Origin of the sequence: Stieleria tagensis, from assembly GCF_024129865.1 — a bacterium.
GTDB lineage: Bacteria > Planctomycetota > Planctomycetia > Pirellulales > Pirellulaceae > Stieleria > Stieleria tagensis.
This window is the reverse complement of sequence record NZ_JAMYFE010000033.1, coordinates 42,722-65,021: the sequence shown is the minus strand read 5'-3', so window position 1 is coordinate 65,021 and position 22,300 is coordinate 42,722. Positions and strand designations below refer to the sequence as shown.

At 58.0% G+C, this 22,300-nt stretch carries 4 protein-coding genes; 3 read left to right on the top strand and 1 reads right to left on the bottom strand.

Going from position 1 to position 22,300, the window contains the following annotated elements; all coding sequences use genetic code 11:
* Positions 1 to 155 precede the first annotated feature (155 nt).
* Both NHH03_RS06725 and NHH03_RS06720 read left to right on the top strand, forming a co-directional pair.
* On the top strand, positions 156 to 470 hold the full coding sequence (locus NHH03_RS06725) for a hypothetical protein (RefSeq protein ID WP_253154994.1): 315 nt from the start codon (positions 156 to 158) through the stop codon (positions 468 to 470).
* Positions 471 to 682: 212 nt separating this feature from the next.
* A complete protein-coding gene (locus NHH03_RS06720) occupies positions 683 to 1,948 on the top strand; it encodes a hypothetical protein (protein ID WP_253154993.1) in 1,266 nt (421 codons plus the stop codon).
* Positions 1,949 to 1,951: 3 nt separating this feature from the next.
* Here the strand turns inward: NHH03_RS06720 and NHH03_RS06715 are convergent, their stop codons facing one another.
* On the bottom strand, positions 1,952 to 3,490 hold the full coding sequence (locus tag NHH03_RS06715; protein WP_253154992.1) for a hypothetical protein: 1,539 nt from the start codon (positions 3,488 to 3,490) through the stop codon (positions 1,952 to 1,954).
* An 806-nt stretch (positions 3,491 to 4,296) separates the two neighbouring features.
* Here NHH03_RS06715 and NHH03_RS06710 point away from each other — a divergent pair.
* Positions 4,297 to 22,242, top strand: coding sequence for a tandem-95 repeat protein (locus NHH03_RS06710; RefSeq protein ID WP_253154991.1), 17,946 nt, complete (start codon positions 4,297 to 4,299; stop codon positions 22,240 to 22,242).
* Positions 22,243 to 22,300: the final 58 nt, after the last annotated feature.

Below are 22,300 nucleotides of genomic sequence, written 5' to 3'. Positions count from 1 at the left end.
ATCGGTCTGGATCAAAGATCCAACCCTCGTTTCGGATGCTTCGTTGGTGTGGAGGATTTATCCGACCAGACCGCAGGCTGGTAAATCGACTGCCATAGTCGTCAGGCCACGGACGCCGTTTTGGTTTCCAACTCGCAGATCAGTGGACACAACTCTTGGCCGGACCATACGAAACGGTCCTCGGTCATGAAACCAGACTCGTTCATTTCAACGATTGTGCCATCTGGCTGAATGTTGCCTTCGTTGCGTGTGATGAAGATACACCACCGGCCCAAGCGATGCGTTGCTCGCATCATGCGAAAGGCCACGGCGCCGCCTGTGCCTCCATCGATCAGTTTGGAGAATCAGTCGAGAACATCGATGGTAGCGCTGCGTTTATAATGACGAGTATCGCCAGCATTTCGGCTGTTGCTGCCGGCTATTCTTTTTTTCATGCTGCGCTGCGTGCGCAAAGGGCAGGCGTCCGGTGAGCAACCGACTGAATTTTTCGTGCGGTCAGTGTGGGCAAACGCTTGCTGCGGATCCTGCGGCAGCGGGTAAACAGGTTCGCTGCCCAAAATGCCAGTCCCTGTCAGTCGTACCGACTCCCAAAAATCCACCCGCTGCGGCAGCGCCCAGAGAACGCAAGCCCGCGCCGTCAGGGGCTTCTAAAATCGTCGACTGTCCCGGTTGCAGCACGCGGATGTCTGTCAAACTGTTGGCGAAACCCGCCCTCATCCGTTGCCCAAAATGCAACACCCAAGTCCGACTGCCGGCAAGTCCAGCTGCATCGACGGCCCGGCCGAGTCCACAGCCGAGTCCACAGCCAACGCCGCCCCGATCAACCACGCCCCAGCCCGCCACACGCCCCAAAGTCGCGCCGGTTGCACCTCAACCTGCCTCGGCTGGAATTGATTTGGGCCAATTGGATTTGGGTGCGCCGCCCCCGGCGATGGGCAGCCCGCTTTCGCCTCATGCTGCTCGCCCGAACCCTGCGGCTAGAAGCTCTAGCGCCACCCACTTCACCGGTCGCCTATTGAGTTGGATCAACGGTCATCGAATGGCCACGGCGGTGATTGGCTTGAATGTGATTGTGCTGGTGATGGCTCTGTTCAGTAGCCCTTGGCGAATGTTTGCCCTGTTCGAAGTCCCGCTTGGCGCATTGATTTTGGGAGCGCTGTTCCTGCCGCGGTTTCATTTGATGGACCGAGTCGCCAAGGTGATCGGAGCAATCGGCGGCAAGTTGGCCGGTGCCGGTGTGGGCGGAGTGTTGTTGGTGATTCTGGCGGTTGCTGCAAAGGCGACGTCACGGATCATGAGAAAGAGCCGAACCAACGAGAACCTGGATTTTTCCGGCTTCCTTGACCTCTCGAATCTTGGTTCCTTTGCCGCTTCACTGGCGACGTTCCTAGTGGTCTGTGCTGCCGTCTTTCTGCTTTGGAAACTGTTTGGGATCGTTCGCGTCATGGCCAGCGGTTACCTGGCACAACTCACTTTGTTGGCGATCATCCTGCTATTGAACGGGTCGTTCAAGAGTCAGCACACACAAGATTTCGAGCGTCGACATGCCGAGGCGGTTGCCCGCATGGAGCGAGATTCGTGGTCACCACCGCAAAATCCTCGGCAACGCGCCTTCGGCCCACGCCCTGAAAATCGATCGGCAGTGGGCCAGCCGCCACCGAAGCTTGACGAACAGCAGTTGCGGCCGATGCAGCCGGGTGAGATCCGAGTGATTTTCATGCATCCGCCCGACACTGCGATCGACGAACTGCGTGATCGATTCTTGGCAAAGCTAGGAAACCCAGACTGTGAAACCCAACAGCGTTTGGCGATGCAGTCTCACTTCATTGTGCAAACCGATCGCGACCCCAAAGAAGTGTCCGAGGCGATCGATTTTGGACGGGTGGCGACGGTGAACCAAGTCGCCAGATTGATCGTCGTGGTCCCGCAAACGCGGAAGACAAACTAGCCCCTATTCGGCCGGAACGGTCTCGGCTACGGCATCGCTTTCGCTGTCGGGACGAATCGATTCGAAATAGGTCCGAACCGTTTCACGAACACCCATCGGCAGCGGCTCGGAGTCCAAGACGGCTTCGGCCTGACGTCGGAATTCGTCGTACTTGCCGGCAAAGGCGCGTGCGGCTTGCTGCTCGCCTTCGGGTGATTGCAAGATTTCGGTCTCGCTGGGGCCTTCGCCTTGAACGCCGGTCAGTTGCTCTTCTTTACGGCCGCTATCCAGTTTAGTGGCCTTGTCACCAAGCGGTTGGCCACTGGCAGCAATCCCGGCTTTGGTGCTGGGGCTGTTCGATTTCTTAGCGATGTTCGACTGACAGGCACCGCGACACTGGCTTTTGCATTGTGACAGGCGGTTCAACTGGCAAGACATGCACTGACCAATCTTCTTGCACTGGCCCTGTTTCTTGCATTGTCCGGCCAATTTCGAAAGGCACTTCTTGCACTCCGACATGTTTTTGGAACTCAGTCCTTCGGCCAACTGCGAAATCGATTCGCTCAGCTGACCGTTTTGACCGGGGCTAAGCTTGGCGACCATTTTCTTTAGGTTGTCGGCTACGGCGCGACGTTGCTTGTCACCAATCTTGGAGGGATCGACCGACTCCAGTTCGTCACTGGCCTTTTCGTAATCCTTTGACTCCATGGCTTTGGCAGCTTGTTGCATTTGATCCGACGGCTTGATCGCGGCAGCCAACGCTTGCATCGCGGCATCGGTCATCTCCAGCTGCATCGCGTCGCGTGCTTCCGCGAGCGATTGTTCCATCTCCGACAACTTGGCCATCATGTCGGCTTCATCGATCGATTCGGATTTAAGTTCCTCGAGATCCTCTTTCAGTTCTTCGATCAGTTTTTCGATTTCTGGATCATCGGTTTCCTTCGCCAGTTCCTCCAAGTCGGGCAGCATGGTTTCGCTGAGCGTCTGGGCTTGTTCAGATGCCAACGCGATCATCGGGTTAGCGACGACGACGGGAACGCCACCACGGGTCAACCCCAACACGACCAACATCGCGGCTGCCAATCCAGCGGCCCAGCGGAGGGATCGATTCCAGGGTTCAATGGGAACGCATTTTGAGGGATCGACTGACTTCAAGTGTTGTGCGGCTTCTTCGACCTGCAACCGTTTGGCGGTTTGATCAGAAACGGAGTCCATTTTCGATGTCGAAGCAAATTGCAAGGTCGTGATCGAACGGTCTTTTAGGTCGTAGTGCTCATCGATCAGTCGCGCAGCAGCATGTTCGCTGCGGCGGCGTGCGGCGCCGACCATCCAGCCGACGATTCCCCCGGCCGCGATCAACGCAATCGCCCATCCCCAATGGGCTCCAGGGGCCACAACCGGCCGAACCAATGCGAACAGCAACGCAATCCCGGCGGCAATCATCAATCCCGATGTCAGGCCATCGACCATTGACGCCAGCCAAAGACGGCGTCGCACCGTAGCGGTTAACGACTGGATGGGGCTCGAAACACCGTGCAAATCGTTGTGCGAATCGTTGCTCATGCTGGCCTCGAGATAGAGCCGTTTGATCGGAATGCGTCCAACCGTACTGCTTTCGCGCGCCGCGCGAGGCTTGGACTGGATGTAGGGTACGCAATCCCCGCTGGCAGGGTCAAGAAATTTTGTTGCAAATCCCAAAACTGTTAAATCATGCCGGTTACACAGCGGGGCGCCCCTATGGCGGAGTGAGCGACACAATCGATTCATATTTCGGGACCGTGTTCACCTATCGACCGGTACAACTATCTGGCCGTTCACGGACCGCCAGGCCTGCCCGAATCTCTGTTGGTGGCGCATCTATTTAGTGTTGGAAAGGCTCCGCCAGAGAAAGCTCCGTCAAATTCGAGTCGGAGGTCTGTCGGATTTTTGCCAACGACTAGCGATTTGCTGCCATGATTCTGAGGAACTTCGAAGGCGTTTGGTCGTCCAACGTCGACGCTAAAGTGTGTACAAACCCACCGGTTCACTCACACTGGCGTGATGGCACCACCCCCTTAGGGCTGGTGTCAGAAGGATTCAACGGAGTGTAGGTGTCATTTTGCTCGGCTTCCCAAAAGGCCGAATAGAGAGGACGCTGGTCGGGAAATCTCGCATTTGTTTGCGGGTTTTCCCGGGCGAACTATACTCGGCACTCGTTTCTCGGCTGTCCCCCCGGCCGCGGCACGACTTGTCATTTTGCCTTGTTTTTCGGGCGTTTTTAGGAAATCCGAACCGCCCGCCCCACAACACGATTGTCCACCCCCACCGGCCAAATTGCGTCACCAGTGAAAGCTGGCGGTGATAATTTGGCCCCCATGAAGGTCTGGTCTATGACTTCGCGTGAGCGAAAGAACTCGACGTCCAATAAAGTTTCGCAGGACGTCACCGAGTCAAACATCAGTGAATCCAATGCCGCTCCCACCGCATCATCCGGACGCGGAAAGCGACGGGAGCGCAAGGCTCGTGATTTACGCCGGCGACAATTGTTCCAGACTCTCGAGCAGCGACACCTGCTGGCCGGACCTCAATTGATTGGGATCCAGCCGAACGAAGGCGCGTTGATCACCGAAGGCTCCGTGCGCGATTCCTCGCCGCGTGTGCTGACGTTCGGTTTCGATGACGCTCAGGTCTTGGACGCGCAAACGTTTGACGGGATCCAGATCTCTCGCGCCGGAGAAGACGGTCAGTTGGGGACCAGTGACGACGTGGCGGTCACGCCCGGATTAGTCACCCTCGGCGACCCGAACCAAAACGAAGTGGTGGTTCGTTTTGCCGAAGCACTGCCGGACGACCAGTACCGCATCGAAGTGTTCGGATTTGACGACACGGGGTTGGGCATTACGGGGCTGCGCAACACCAACAACGAACTGTTCATTCCGAGCGATCCGAATGAGCGTAGCGAGATCATCGATTTCAAACTCAGCCTGGGGGCGTTGGTTGAATCGGTGGTTCCACAACCGGTGATTCGCAACGCCGACGGCAGCCTGACGCAAAACCGCAATGAAGTGGTCGTCTACTTCAATGAAGATCCGTTGTTTGTCGAAAACGATGACGCCGGAAATCCGACGACACGATCGGCAGAAAACCCGCGTTTCTACCAACTGTTATTGACCAATGAAACGGTTCGCACGACAGACGACCTGTTGTTCAATCCCGACCAGGTCGTCTACGACGATGCGACCAACACCGCACGATTGATCTTTAGTGACGACATCAATGACCTGCCCGGCGTGCCGATGGAAGGCGGTACCTGGCGGTTGCGAGTCGGCACCGCGGTGGATGACCGAGTCGACCTGATCTTGCCGCCCCAGCAATTGGCGGCACAGCCGACCGCGGTCACCGATTTCCAATACGATGGATTGCGGGTGACGTTTGCGCTGCGCCAAGTCGGCGAAGCGGCCAGCGGTAAAACGGTGCGATTCGAAAACACCGCTGCCGGCGGTTTATCGGTTCGTCTGGATGCCGACGACAACATCGTGTTTGATTTTGGCGGCACCAGCCCCACCGTCGACGATCTGAAAAACATCGTCGTCTCGACGCCCGCGGTCAGCGCCGTGATGACGATGCGCTCCGAGCGTAACGGCGATTCCAGCCAAGGCGGAACGTTGGTCGTGCCGACCAGTGTCATCGGCGCACCGCCCCTATCCTTGCAGGCAGCCGGCGACACGTTGACAACGTCACTCGATGTCGGGGTGTTCGGACAAAATGATTCCATCACCAGCGTCGTGGTCAGCGAGTCGATCGACCCGCAACCGTTCGATATCGAACTCGGTGGCGGCAACGATGACGCCGGTCACCGTGACCTGGCCGGCAGTGCCGGTGAATTGCGTCGCCACATCAACCCTGCATTTGGCGCCGATGCCACCGATGGCATCACCGAGATCTCGTACAACTTCCAAGGGATCTTCGACAGTGTCGGAACAACCGACTATTTGAACCAAATCAGTGCCACCCAGAAGACTCGCATCCGTGAAGTATTGAATCTGTGGTCGGCGAACATCGGTGTGCAATTCACCGAGACCATGAATGAGGGCATCACGTTTGCCGTTGGTGATACGGCCAACTTGCAACCGGTTGCCGGCACCACGTTGGTCGGCCCCGGCCAGTTTGTCGGCCAATCGGTCAGCCAAGCCCTTCAGGCATCGCTACGGATCGATCCGACGTTCACCGATTCGGCGATCGTTTTCAGCAACCAAGCGTCGTTCGATTTGGCTTACGGCGAAGACTTCACTCGCAAAGCCGCCGCCGGCGTGGGATTCTTGCTGGGACTGGAACAAGCTCCCGATCTGGCGCCACAGACAGTGATGGCGCTCGACCCGACGTTCCTGAACCAAAGCATCGACACTGCGATTTCCCAAGTCGATTTGGAGCCGGTGTTTCCTGGCAACGAAGATGTCTTGCACGGGCAATATGTCCATCGCCCGGACAGCATCGATATCGACATGTATCGCTTCGAAGTCAACTTGGGTGACGACGATAAAATTGGGACGCTGACGGTCGAGACCTTTGCCGAGCGATTGGCCGACAGCAGCTTGTTGGACACCGCGCTGTCGTTGTTCCAAGAAGTCCGTGCGTCGAGCATCTCTGATCTCGGTTTCGGATCGGCACTGGGTGTGACCTTTCAAGCGGTCACCCCGGGGCTTGCCGGCAACGGGACCACGGTTCGATTCATTCAATCCGACCGCGCCGCCGGCGACGCCCAGGTCAAAGTGATTCGAGTCTTTGATGACGCCGGCAATCCGATCCCCAACGCAGTGCTGCTGGATCTGCCGCGAGCCGGACGCAACGTTCCCGGCCTGACGGCGCAACAGGTCGTCGATGCAGTCAACAATGATCCCTTTGCCAGTTCGATCCTGCGCGCCGCGGTCACACTGGGTGATCCACAAGCGGATATCAGTGGACAAACCGCAGCACCGCTGCCGGTCGTGTTGGAAGACGGTGGACTGGTTGAACTGTCGAAGAACGACGACTACTTCAGCGAAGATTCGCGGATCGTCGCCTCACTGGGCGAAGGCGTCTACTATGTGGGCGTGTCGGCAAGTGGCAATGAAAGCTACGACCCGACGATTCCAGGCAGCGGATTTGGGGGTCTGACCCAGGGTGCCTATGACGTGCACTTCAAATTCGAACCCCAGGTCGACGAAGTCGATGTGATTCGAGATTTGGATAGCGATCGAGTCGGTGTGCCCGGTACTCGACTGGACGGTGATGGTGACGGCGCCCCGGGCGGAGTCAACAATTTCTGGTTCCAAACACGTCCGGAAAACCGAATCCTGAACTTCACCGATGACGGCGAAGCGGTCGTCCCGGGACAGAAGATCACGGTCGTCTCAGGCAGCGGTGTCGTCCGCACCTATGAATTCGTTCCCACCGGTCAGTCACCGGTGCCCGGAAACGTGCCGGTCTTCTTTAGCGACGGCAGCAACGGATTCCCGACGCCAGCCGGTAACCTGGCCGCCGCACTGGCGGCCGAGATCAACCTGCGTCAGGGCGAAACCGGTGTGTCGGTCACCCGCGTCGGAACCGGATTGGAATTTGTCGGCGAGCGCAGCATCGATCTGTCGCTCAACTTCCGCGCCGCCGATGCGATCGGACGCAACATCTTTGTCGACAAGACCGCCGGACCAAACGCCGACGGCAGCTTGGCACACCCGTTCAACAACATTGCCAACCCGAATGTGGCCAACGCGTTCGGTTCCGCAATCGACGGTGACATCGTCCGGATCGTCGGCAACGGCGGTGTGGACGGTGATCTTTCCACCGAACTGGACAATTTCAGCTACAAAATCGGCATCAGTGACGTCGGCGGAAACGCGCTGGAAGACGGTCGCACGATGAACGTTCCGCGCGGCGTGACGACAATGGTCGATGCCGGTGCGGTGCTCAAACTGCGCGGCTCGTATATCAACGTCGGCAGTAGCACGCTGCAGATCGATCGCAGCAACAGCGCGTTGCAAATCCTGGGGACGCCGCGGTTGGTGGAACTGAGCGCCTCGGGTGATCCGATTGTGACCACCTTGATTGGTGACGAGGATGCCGGGATCAATGGTTACGATGACGGCAGCGTGATCATCACCAGCATCCGCGACCGCGCTGCCGACGCCGCGGCGGCCGGCAACAGTCCTGCCGCACAGGCCGGTGACTGGGGCGGCATCATCTATCGCCGCGATTTGGATCAATTCGAAGGCCGTCGCGACTTGGAAGACGAAGGCATCTTCCTGCAACGAATCAACCATGCTGAATTGCGCTACGGCGGTAGCAGCAATGTATTGATCGATTCGGTCCAACAATTGGTCAACCCGATTTTGATCATTAACCTGCGGCCGACGATCACGTTCAACGAGATCACACGCAGTGCCGATTCGGCGATCAGCGCTTCACCGGACAGTTTCGCCGAAACCTCGTTCCAAGCCCCCCGCTATCAACAGGCCGGTGAATTCACCGCCGACTATGATCGTGTCGGTCCGGAAATCAGCAACAACACGCTGGCCCAGAACACCGTCAATGGCCTGTTCATTCGAGTGCCCACCACGGCCACCCAAGTCCCTCGTGAACTGACGGTTTCGGGACGCTTTGACGACATCGACATTGTCCACGTCTTACCAGAAAACCTGGTCGTCGCCAGCAAACCTGGTGGGTCCGTCCAAGATGGTTTTGCGCCCAGTTTGTCACTGGTTTCGGCGCGTGAATTGCCCGGTGGATCCCTGGAAGCCGGCTCCTACGTCTACAAAATGACGTTTGTCGACGGCGACGGGTTTGAATCGCTCGCCAGCCTGGACCAATTCGCGTTCACCGTCGGCAGCGACAACAGCAGCGTCGAATTGACCGCATTGCCATTGGTCAGCTCGGGAACCGATTATGTTTCGCGACGACTGTATCGCGCCGAAGCGTCGGCCACGCCAGAATTCCGCTTGGTCGCCGATCTGGATGCCAGCAGTGCTTCGTTCGTCGACAATTTGGCCTTGGATCCCACCGCGGCCGGCCAGGTCGCATTGGATCTGACACGTCAAGGCATTCGCGGCCGACTCGACGCCTCACTGGTGCTCGATCCAGGCATCGTGATGAAGCTAAGTGGTTCGCGAATCGAACTGCAACCGGGATCGGTCATGCTGGCCGAAGGCGATGGCAGCAACCCGATCGTGATGACCAGCATTCGTGACGACCGGTTTGGTGCCGGCGGCACGTTTGACACCAACAACGACGATGGTTCGCCGATCGCCCAAGTCGCCGCGCATGGTGACTGGGCTGGCATTTACGCCGGCCCCACGTCGTCGATCAGCATCGACAACAGTGTGGTCGCTTACGCCGGTGGCATCAGCTTGATCGAAGGCGGTGAAACACGCGGATTTGTGCCGTTGCAACTGCAACAGGCCGACGGACGAATCACCAACTCGCGATTCGAATTCAATGACAGCGGACAAGACGGTGCCGGCCCAGCTGGACGGTTCGGACGTCTCTCGGCAGCCCCATCGACGATCTTTGTCCGCGGCAGCCAGCCGATCATCGTCGGCAATACCTTTGTCGACAACGATGGCTCTCTGATTGACATCGATTCGGATTCGCTGACTGCCGATCGGGTGATCGACATCGGTCGTCAAACCGGATCGGTGGATCGCTTCAGCGAATTGGATGACAACTTCGGACCGATGGTCCGTTTCAACCGCTACGACGACAACGATTTACCGGGTCTGGACCAGATCACCGGTATGGAAATTCGTGGCGGAACTCTGGCAACCGAAAGTGTTTGGGACGACACCGACATCGTGCACCTGGTGTTTGACACGATCATCGTTGACAACGTTCATTCCGGCGGCGGGCTGAAACTGCGCAGCCGTCCCGATGAAAGCTTGGTGGTGAAATTGGGTGACCAAGATTCCTTCCAAGTCAACGGACTCAGCAGCGGCCAAGGAACGCCCAACAGCGACACCATCGGAACCGGATTGACCGCCTCGGGAACCCCCAACGATGCGATCGATCGTATCGGCGGAAGCATCTCGATCCTGGGCTTGCCCGATGCACCGGTCGTGTTGACCAGTTTCCGCGATGACTCGGTGGGCGCCGGCCTGACGCCTCGCGGGACCCAGTTCACGGACTCCAACGGCGACAAAACCAACTCCCGTCCAGAGCCCAACGACTGGCGCAGCATCCTGCTGGATCAGTACAGCAGTGACCGCAACGTCGATGTGATCCCCGAACAGGAACTGTCCACCGAAGTCGCGCCGGGATTGAACGACAGTGTCGACAACGCCCAAGTACTGGGCCAATTGGCGAGCAAGTTGACCGCCAGCGACGAAGTGTTGCGATTGGGTTTTGAAGTCGAAGGCTTCCTCAGCAACAACGACGACGTTGACACCTATAGCTTCATCGGCAGCCCCGGCACCGAAATCTGGGTCGACGTCGACAAGACCAGTTTCACGTTGGACACCGTGATCGAATTGCTCGATGCCAACGGCAACGTGCTCGCCCGCAGTGACAACAGTGGGGATGAGATCGCCGACGGATCAACCGTTGAAGTTTTCGATCCGCGTTTGGATGGCACCACCACGTCGCTTCTAGCGCGTGACCCGCAATACAGTGAATTTGGTGTGGGCGGTGTCTATGAAGACCACGACACGACCAATCCTCGTGACGCCGGAATCCACTTTACATTGACCGGCAATGCCGCCGATCCGAACTCCCGCAGCACCTATTTCTTCCGCGTCCGCAGTGCGTCGATCAATCCCGACGATAGTGGCGGCGGACTGACCCGAGGCGGATACCGCTTCCAAGTCCGATTGACGGAAGACCAAGAGTTTGCCGGCAGCGTGATTCGCTATTCGGACATCCGATATGCCAACCACGGGATTCACGTCCAAGGTTTGCTGGGCACGTCGCCGTTGTTGGGTGAAGCCGCCGAAAACGAAGCCGCAGCGGGTGAAGCCGCGGACAACGACCAAATCATCCGTGACATTGAATTTGGATTCGGAACCGCCAGCACCGAAGCCCCGCAACAACGCGCACAGTACCTGGGCAACCTGGTCGGCAATCGCGGCAACGTGATCAGTGTGGCAGGTGAATTGGGCACATCGTCGGACGTCGATTTCTATCAAATGGATGTCCTCAATGACGACGTCACCAACGGGATTCGATCGACCATTTTTGATATCGATTACGCCGATGGATTCAATCGTCCAAACACCAACATCAGCGTTTATTACGATCCCGATGGCGAGTTCAATGACAACGAACTGCCACGATTGATCTTGTTCGGAACCGACAGCAACATCCTGGACGACCTGACCAGCCCCAACGGCGAAAACGACGGATCGGAAAAACTTTCGCGCGGCTCGATCGCCACCGGCGACCCCTTGATCGGCCCGGTCACGTTGCCCGAAGGCACCTACTACGTCGGGGTCACCGCCGCGGGCATGGAACCCGCCGCGCTGACAAGTTCGTCGCTGGTTCGTGTCGAGCCGGTCAATTCGGTTCGCCGCATCGCCGAGCAACGGTTTGATATCGGCGAACCCCCCAGTACCGCCAACGGCCCCTCCTTGGCCCAACTGTTTACCACAGCCGCAATCAACGCCAGTGGCTTCGATCTGCTGGGGGATTTCCTGAACGGACACGGGAAACCGGCCCACTTCGATGGCAGCAACGGCCCGGTCGTTAATTTCAACCAAGTGCTTCCAGAAACGGTTGCCACCGGCGGCGGTGACGCACCGGGGACAGCCGCTGGCGCGTTCCGGGCACCGAATCTGGATGGGTTGAATTGGAACTTGGTCGACAGCGCGGAGATCGGTGGCGCCTACGGTTTCAATATTCAAACCGGTGGTTTTGATAGCGAAAACACTTCGACCACACTGCCGCACGTGTCGATCCAAGGCAGCCTGGGCAGCGACCGGTCGGACCTGTTCGAATTCACCGTCGACACCGACGGATCCCGTGTGATTCTGGATATCGACGACGGTCACAACATCACACAGATCTTGGATCCGGATTCAGAAATCATCAATTTCGTTCCCGATCCGACCAGCATCGATACGACGCTGCACCTGTTCCAAGAAGTTCCCGGAACAGGCACCTATGTCCGTGTCGGCAACACCGAACTTTCCTCGTTGACGCTTGACGGGCGTGCCGGCAGTAACAGTACGTTCGATCCATTCACGGATTTGGTTTTGGACGCCGGCGTGTACGTCGTTGCGGTTGCCCAGTCACAGGTGGGTGTCACCATCAACAACGGTGCAATCACCACGGCGAATACCGATCCGCTCGGTGGCCCGTTGAATTATCGACTGCATGTCTCGGTCGAAAACCATGCCATCCCACCGGCGACCTCTGGGAACACCACCCTGAATTACGACCGGATCAATAACACCACACCGGCGACAATCACCAGTGAAGCGTTTGACCTGACCGGCTACGTCGCTGAAGACCTGCCACGGTTCTACTTCAACTATCGATACGATCCGTTCTTCGATTTTGCCAACGGCACTTCGGATGACGTCAGCGTGCGGGTGTTCAGTAACGAAGATCCGGCCGGTCGCGAGATTGCATCCAATATCGATTTCAATGCGGACAACCGCTGGCACCAGCTGAAAGAAGACTTGGGTGATTTCGCCGGACACACCGGAATTCAACTCGAGTTCACTTACACACCGACCCCCGGCGCCAGCGCAACCGATGAAGGTCTGTTCCTGGACGACTTCATCATCGGGTTTGCCGAACGGGGTGAAACCGTCTTCAATGCTCCAGCGGGTGAAGACGGATTCGTCGGATTTGGAAGTGGTGGCAGCGGCGAATACCAATTGGAAGCTCGCCCGGCCACCGAGTACGCGTCGACAACCACGTTCGGACTGGATCTGGTCAGCGACTTTGACACGAACGATCGACACACTCAAGCGATCACCATTGTTGCTCCCGAAGGAAGCCAGCTGACCGACGGCGACACGTTTGTCATCGGTGACGGCGGATCGAACCAGACATTCGAATTCACGACCACACCCGGTTCGGTGGCGTTTGGAAACACGCCGGTCTTGTTCAGTCTGACCGACACCCCGGCGCAAGTTGCCGAAGCGATTCGCGCGGCGATCACGCTGCAGACCAGCATCGCCATCGAAGCCTCCTCGGCGGCCGGGCAAGACAACGAACCGATGACCGATGGTCGTTTGTCCCTATCCGGAAGTGCGCGCGGCAGTTTTGACTCGATCGCCTCGGTCGCGCAAGCACCCGCCCCCGGAACCGCGTTGAACATGGATGTCAATGGCAACCTGCTGTTGCCCGCCATCTTGCACGACGGTTATGGCGATTCAAACTACTTGCGAACGCAAGGCCAACTGATCCTGGACTCCAACAAGATCAGTGATGTCCGGGCGATCGGAATTTGGTCGGAGCCCGGTATTCGCGATGTTGATCCGGAAGATATTCGAAACGAGTTCAACGGCGGAATCTTCGGTTCGTTTATCCCGCTGATCGACGGGAACCATCCGTTCCTGCAAATGCCACCGGTCGGCAACACCTATCCCGGTGCGGCACGAAACCTGCCGACGCTAAACGATTCCGTCTTGGGCGGTCTGGCGCCCGGTGTGGTGATCGCCAACAACACCATCGACAACGCCGGTTTCGCCGGCATCAAAGTCGACGGCGAAACCGCTCCGTTTGTGCTCGATGCCCGTGACTTGATCGACCCCACCGTGGTCGACCCGGAACTCGGAAACCTGGCCGGCGGAACGATTCGTGACGGCGGGTTGATGAAAATCGATTCCGGCGGAACCAGCGTGATCTTCGAATTCGAAGAAATCGACGGCGTTCCTGCGCCGATTGGCAGCGGCACCCAGGGCGGTAACGGCGTGGAAGACGGCCATGTACCGATCTACTATCGCGAAGACGTCGCATCAGGGTACAACCGAACCAATGCGGTCGATCGGATTTCTTACTCGTCGATCGAGTTGGCCACGTCGATCATGCAATCCATCCAGGGCAGCATCCTGGTCACCAACGGCATCGTCGAACTGGTCACCCCGACCATCGGCCCATCACCGTATCGCCGCAACCGAGCGCTCGAGTCGGTCGCACAGACCGCAATGAGCTACGACAGTGCTGCGGTTTATCTGCAGGGCGTGACTGCCATCACCTTCTATGCACCTGGCCAAAACGGTTTCAGTGCATCACAGGCACCTGTTGCCGAATCCGCCCAACCATTCGCGCGGATCGTCAACAATACGATTTATGGTTCCGACGGACGCGAAGCTCTGTTCCCCGAGTCGAATGACGAACCCAACGACGTGATCGCAACAGCGATCGACACCAAAATCGGTCCTAGTCACAACAGCGTTTACACCAGTGTCGCCAACCTGGGTGATAACAACGGTCCGGTCGGCCCGGCCGGCGACGTCGATTTCTACCAAGTCAACTTGAACGTTGGCGATCGCTTGGTCGTTGACATCGACTCGGAAGCGGGCGAAGCCAACACGTCGGTGCAGATCTTTAATGAACGGGGTGAACGTCAAACGTTCGACGATGGCACCGGCACCCTGACTACGCTTAGCAGCGGTGGCGTCGCGCCGGATTACTTGAACCCGACCTCGGCAAAGGACTTGGCGTCAACGTTCCTGACGTTACAAAACGGAACTCCGACAGACGGCAACCTGATCGTCATCACCGAGGATCCCAACGCCGTCGATCCGGCAACCCCATTGGTTGTCACCTATGAGTTTGATAGTGCCAACGGGGTCGCCGCCGGTAATGTCGCCGTCCCGTTCCAGGCCGGTGATTCACCTGCGACCATCGCCGCCAATCTTGCGACCGCGATTTCTACCAACAACGGCGGGCTGGTCCTGACCGCTGCGGCCACGGCTTCCGGTCTGGTTGAACTGAAACATCTGTCTGATACCGACGTCAGTTTGACTGGCAACTCGGGGGTCGCTTTTGTCCCCGGTGCGCCGGCATCGAATGACGGATTCGTCGACTTCTTTGCACCCAAAAAAGGCGTCTACTACGTCGCCGTCAGCGGCGACATCAACGTCGGTTTCGACGCCAACGCCATTTCGGGTCGCCCCGATGGCGTCGCGGACATTGGTCAATACACGATCAATATGGAAACCTACGCCCCGCGTACCGCCGTGATCAGCGCCGACACCGGTCGTGCGACAGGCATGATCGGGTCCGATGTGATGGGGACGTCGTTCACCATCACTCAGGTGACCGATCTGCCGCCGGGATCGATTGTCAATGGTTTAGCCAACCAGGTGACCTTCCGTTTCGGACCGGCACTCAACGCTGGCGAAGTCAGCATTCCCATTGCCGACAACGATTTCAAGCCGGACATCATGCGGGCGATCAGTCGGGCGATCGAACCACGTGCCAACAACAGGCCGATGACGTTGCTGGCCAATTCACCGCTGCCCAACAACGACTCACCGCAAGTCCCCGGGCCGATCGCCCGCGTTCGAGCGACTGCGCTGGGCGGTTACGAAGGCGACAACGATGGTCTGATGAACATGACTCGTCGTGGACTGGACAATGGCGTCTGGATGACCCACCGAGACGGGTTCGGTAACTCCAGCAACCAAGACTTCTTTACGAACATTGTTCAGTATCAGGATACGATCGGGTTCGGGCATGACCGCCGCACCACACCTGGTAACGGCACGACCGAAAACTATGTGTATCTGGAAAACATCGCCAAGATTGAATTGAGCCCGGAAGCCATCGCGGGCGGCCTGCGTCTGGATCCGCAACCCGGATTTGATACCGATCAATTGATCAACGAAACCGGTGTGATGATCACCTCGGGTGCCAGCCCGGCGTTGTTGAACAACGTGCTGATCAACCTGCACGAAAGTGTGGTGGTGGCCGAATCTCGCATCGGCGGATTTGGTTCCGGCGGAACCGACCTGCAAGTCAAACCGATGGAAGTCGTCGTGGTTGGATCGGTATTCCAATACGACCAACCCAACCCGACCTTGTTCAGCCAAGTCCCCAACCCGCCGGTCGGCCTGACCACCAACGGGAACGTGGGACCGAGCAACGTCAACGGCGGGACGGACGACTTCAATCTCACCAACGCCGATAATGCGACCACCTTGGTCAACGCCGGCGGTGACAACTTCTTGCCGGCACCGTTCTCCTCGGTGATCGATAGCAACATCGACTCGCTGCGAGAGCGCAGTGCTCTGGCAAGTCTAAAACAGTCCGTCGGCATCCCGATCAGCAATGTTCTGGCACCGACCAGGGACGTGACCGGTGTCAATCGAGCCGACAACCCGTTGTATCCAAACACCGGACAAGGGTCTTCCGTGTTTGGTGACCGTGGGTCCACCGAACTGGCCGACCTGGTCGGTCCGATCGCGATCGCCGAAGCCCCTCGGGACAACGACGCCGAAGGTATCGACAAAGATCCGAACACCAGTTTCATCGCCCTGACCGGTGGCGTGTACGACGAATTCCGCATCCAACTGCGTGATTCCGGCGATGCCTCGGACCCCTTCACCGGTTCGGGTATCGATGACAACACGGTTGTCGTTTCCGAAATTCCCGGTGTCCGTCCCAGCGGTGCCAACGTCACCCTGTTCGAAGACGATCGACTGTTGGTCGAAAACCTGGATTACACGTTCAACTATGATGAAACCAAGAACATCATCACGCTGACGCCATTGGCCGGAATCTGGAATAACGATCGCGCCTACCGCATCGAGATGAACAATCGCGATCGCACCGTGATCATTGCTCCCAACGGCACGCAGGTCAGCGACGGAGATCAAATCCAGATCACCGACAGCAACGGCGGGCAGGTCGTGTTCGAATTTGAATCGGGTTATCTGCTTCAAATGCCGGAAGCATTGATGTTGCAAGTCCCGCGTGAAGGCACCAATCAAGGCGGCCTGATCGATGGCGGTATCTTCACCATCAACGACGGCGTGAACCCGGTCGTGGTGTTTGAATTCGACGCCGACGGCACCACCCTGCCAAACAGTGTTCCCGTCACATTGCCGTCCGGCCCGACCCCGATCGGCAGCGACGACCTGACACTGTTCTTGGCCGAAATTGCCGTCAATATCGAAACGGCGATCCAAAGCGTCATCGACGATCCCAACACCACCCTGGACGTCGACGTCGAAGCGGTGGGCAGTTCGGTGGTGATCGGATCCGAAGCCAACACTCGTGTCGATGTCTCAACCAGCGGCCTAATCGCCGCGGCACGCACCCTGGGACTGCAAGTACCGTCGGCCGGAGCCGACGTCGGTGGTGTGTTGCCCGGTGACACCTTCCAAGTCAGCGACGGCAACGTCACGCTGGGATTCCAATTCACCGACGCCAACACCCCGGCCGCAGCGGGCCTCGTCGCTGTCGACATCAGCCCGATCGGCGGCGGCGTTCCGGTGCCGTTGGACGCGCAGATGGTTGCCGAAGCCATCCAAACGGCGATCGTCGACTCCAGTTTGAACCTGGTCCCATCGATCGTCGGACGAACCGTTTATCTGAATCTTCCGGTCGACGGCAGTGCCAGCGTCCCGAGCGGCCAACTGCGTGCCGTGGGAATCAGCCGCACGCCGGAAGACGGTGATTTGATCACGTTCTCGCCGGCCGATGGTTCGGCAGACGTGGTGTTTGAAATCAATCGCACCGATGAACGTGACGCCAACGGCATGATCATCGATCCGAACAACGGCGATGGTGTCGCCCAAGATCACGCGCCGATCAACATCACGCGAGAAACCACCGGCAACGAAATGGCCGATCTACTGGCCGCAGCGATCGAAGCTCGTGACATCGACGGCGTCAATCCAAACGACGTCGATTCGATCAATGGTGGAGTGGTTCAAGTCGGCGGCGAAATCGGATTGGGACTGACCGTTTCCGGCTCGAGTCTGCAAGTACTCGGTGCACCTTCGGTGACCGGATCATCGACATTGGAAGTCTTCGGACCGCTCTTGTTGCAAGTTCCGTTCACCGCACCGGACGACGGCGACACGTTCACCATCCTGGACCCCGCCGGCACCGCAGTCTTGTTCGAATTCGACCTGAACAATGTTCTCAACAATTTGACCGCAACCCGTGTTCCATTCACCCGATTCGACGACGTTGACATGCTCAGCGCGGCGATCACCACGGCAATCAACGGTTCGACCGCGGGGGTCACGGCGACCTATCAAAGCAACGGCCGGATCTCACTGGGACAAATCGACGACAGCCGTGTCGACACGACCGGCAGCACGTTGACGACTCAACGAGGAATCGTCAGTGACGGCGAAGTCCTGACGATTCGACAGGGCAATCTGTCGATCAGTTATGAATTCGAATCGGTCAACAATGGCGGCGGTGTCAACGCCCAAAACGTTCCTGTGCCGTTCCAGCCAGGTAGTACAACGACCGATGTGGCCAACAGTTTGGCGGCCGCCATCAACAGCAACAACGGTGGCCTGCAACTGAGTGCCAGCGTCGTTAACGGCGAAGTCCTGCTGGACGATCAGCCCGGCACGTTGGTTGACGTCAGTGCCGCTCCATCGCTGTTGCTCAGCGGTGTTCCCGGCGGTGCGGTCCCGGTTGTCATCTCGCCCGGTGATTCTCCGTTCGATGTCAAACAGGCGTTGCTGACAGCCATCAACTCGGTCAACATCAATGCCGGCGGTGTGGTCACCTCATTGGCCGCCCAAGACCGTGGCGGTGCGACACTGTTCGTTGAAAACGGTGTGTTGTTCGAAGGCCCGATCACCAGTTTCTACCTGCCCGCGATTCAAGACGTTCAAGGCAACCCCTTGGAAGCCAATCGCAGCGACAACAGCACGCAGTTCACGATCCTGATGCCGACCGTCGGACTTGATTACGGCGACGCGCCGGATCCGGTCACCAACATTCCCGGCCGATACCCGACGTTGCTTGCCAACGACGGACCCCGCCATGTCGTCGTCGACGATTTGTACCTGGGATCGCAGATTGACGTCGACGCCAATGGCCAATCCTCGCGGGATGCCGATGGCGACGATGCCGTCAATGATGTCACCACCACCGGAACTCTGTTCAGTGTGACGTTTTCCGGTGGGGAAGCGATTGTCAACGTCAACTCGGCAACGGTTGATCCGTTGACCCGTGACGGTGACACCATTGTGATCAACACCGGCGTCACCACGGCGACCCTGGAATTCGATCTCAACGGACGCTTCGACGAAGACAGCTTTGCGATCCAACCGACCGACCCGACAGATGTCAATTCGATCTTGCAAGCGATCAGCGACGCGATCGATGAAAGCCCCGTTCAACCGGCGGGTGTGGAATTCGTCTCGACCAGCATCGTGATCAACGGTGATGACGAAGACGGAGTCACCTTCACCAGCAATCAAAACCCGGGCGGGGTGTTCAACAAACACGTCGTGACCCCGATCGAATTCACCGTCACCGGTAGCGGTATCCTGCAAGGCTGGATCGACTACAACGCCGACGGCGAATGGTCGGCCAATGAAGCGATCAAGTTCTATGAACCGGGCGCTGACCGGGCGACGGCCATCCCGCGCACGTCGCTGGCACTCAGCGGCGATGGGACGCAAACGTATACCTACGACACCTACGTCCCGACCTCGTCGCCCGATCCATTGGCCCCGACACCGACGACGGCTCGATTCCGATTCTCACGAACCGGAAATCTAGAACCGACCGGACTGGCGCTCAGTGGTGAAGTCGAGGATTACCAAGTGCTGCTGTTGAACGGCACCCCGCCGACCTTGACGCCCCCACAGCTAAACCGCTCCTTCTCGGTCAACGAGGAACAGGTGCTGCAAGCACTGGACGTCGACGGTTCGCTAACGCCTACGATCACGACCGATAACGGTCTGCTGGCCGGTGTGGTGGATGCCGATGGCGACCCGGTTGAAATCTTCCCTGCCGATGCAGTGGTGCGTGATCTATTCACACCCAACGGCACGCTGGCCGGTGAACTGGATCTGAATACCAACGGCACGTTCACTTTCCGCCCGGCAACCGATTTCAACGGCACCGTTGATTTCACCGCCCGCGTCACGGACATCAAGAGTGACCCGGCGACACAGTTGGTGAATTCGCAACCCATCACCGTCACACTGGAAGTCTTGCCGGTCAACGACAAACCGTTTGCGACCCAGACCGATGTGATCACGAGCAAAACGATCGACGAAGACCAGGTGATCATCTTCACCGCAGCCGAGTTGATCGACCCGTTCTATTCACCGGGACCGGCCAACGAGGCCTCGCAACTGTTGGTCTTCCAATCGGTATTCAGCTCCAATCTGGGTGACAGTGTTTCCTCGTTGGGTGGAATCTTGGAGATCCAGCCCGATGGCCGTGCGGTCCAGTACACTCCACCGGCGGACTACAACGGTTCGATCCCGGACGTGTTCAACTTCATCGTGGCCGATGTCCCCGGTGGGAATCTGATTTCCCAGTCCGCTGACAAACCCGGTACCGTTTCGATCACGATTAATCCGGTCAACGACCCACCGATCGCCGGCAATGACTTCTACAACGCGATGGAGGACACCAACCTCAGTATCGCGATTCGCGGCGGCGGTGGATTGGTCGGCATCCTGGACAATGACCGTCCGGGCCCACAGAACGAAATCGATCCGCCGGAAAACCAAACCATCGATTTGCCACTCAGCCAATTCCCGCTCAATACGCAGCGTGGTGGCCAAGTGCGAGTGGAGAATGGTCAACTGGTTTACTCGCCACCTGGACTTTACAGCGGCCCGGATAGCTTTACCTACCGCGTCGTCGACAACCTGGGCGCCGAATCGATTGGCACCGTTTCGATTTCCGTCGGCGGCCAAAACGACGCGCCCCTGTTCCAAGGCGTCAACGGCGAAAAGGACAACCAGGGCATTCCGGTGGACGAGATCACGTTGCCCGAAAGTAAACCCAATGCTCAATCGACTCAGTACGATCTGAACACTTGGTTCACGGATCCGGAAAACGATGCGATCACCTACAGCGTGACCAGTAGCAACCCGTCGGTCGTCTCGGTCAGTTTGACCAACAACTTGCTGACGTTGACTCGGCCCGCGTTCGCCTTCGGCACCGTTTCGCTGAGCGTGGTCGCGACCGACACGAGCAACTTGAGCACGACCGAACTGGTGACGGTCAGCATCGTGAACGAAAACGATCCGCCGCAGGTCATCGGCCAGCTGGATCCATTGTCCGGTGACGAAGACCAAGTGATCGTTCGCCAGCTGAGCAGTATCTTTAGCGATCCGGACGGTGACACGTTGACCTACACCGTGTCGCAACTCGGATCGATCGTTCGACCGACTCCGGAACAAATCGCCAACGATCCCTTGATCCAGTCGATCGACTTCTTCGGCGATCAAATGCGAATCACGCCGAAACCGAATCAGTTCGGTGTCGTCGACATCGAGATCGAAGCCAGCGACGGAACCTTCCGTGTCAGTGATGCGTTCACACTGACGATCAATCCGGTCGAAGACACTCCGATCGCGATCGACGACAGCTACAACGTGCCGATCGGATCGGCTCTGCGAGTATTGAATCCAGCTGACGGATTGTTACGCAACGATTCGGACGCCGACGGGGATACGATTTCGATCGACCTCGCATCGGTCACCCAACCGCGGCTTGGCAGTTTGCAGATCAACGCAGATGGAACCTTCATCTACACCAACAATGCGGGTACGGTGGGCGAAGTCGATTCGTTTACCTATCGAATCGTCGACAGCACGTCGCGATTCAGCCAAACCGCGACAGTTGAATTCACACTGAACCAGTCGCAGTACCAAAACCCGATCGGTGGCTTCGAAGCCGACGTGACGGCCGACGGTTTCATTTCGCCAATCGATGCCCTGCGAGTCTTGAACTTCTTGGCACGTCGATCGCCGGCATCCGGTGCAGTCCCGGTTGGTGAGATCGGAACCCCTCCGCCAGATTTCTTGGATGTCGACGGCAACGGCATGGTTTCACCCAAGGACGCCTTGGATGTGATCAACACCTTGGCGCTCAACCAGGCCAACGGAGAAGGCGAATCGATCAGTCGAGACGTTTTGACCGCGACAACCACGTCATTCGCTGCGATCAGTTCCGACTTCTTGCCGGCGACCAATGCGACACCGACGCCGGTTGAAAGCACTGAACCGGCTGTGATGACGACAATCGACTCAACCGATGCATTGCTGACCGCTGGTCTACAGATCGATTCGGTTCAAACTGAATCGGCTGGAGAACTTTTGATCGACAGTTCGAAAGAAACGGTTAGCGAAGCCACGATCGACGGTGCTTTGACTGACATGTTTGACGACATGGAGTCGCTGCTGGAAAACTGATTCGTACCGATTTTGAGAGAACCGGGGGGTTCTAAACGCGGAATTCCCCCGGCAATGT

What these genes read in the sequence shown, in the direction of transcription:
- NHH03_RS06720 (WP_253154993.1), top strand. Translation starts at nt 683, where the DNA reads ATGTCTGTCAAACTGTTGGCGAAACCCGCCCTCATCCGTTGCCCAAAA.
- NHH03_RS06710 (WP_253154991.1), top strand. Translation starts at nt 4,297, where the DNA reads ATGACTTCGCGTGAGCGAAAGAACTCGACGTCCAATAAAGTTTCGCAG.
- NHH03_RS06715 (WP_253154992.1), bottom strand. Translation starts at nt 3,490, where the DNA reads ATGAGCAACGATTCGCACAACGATTTGCACGGTGTTTCGAGCCCCATC.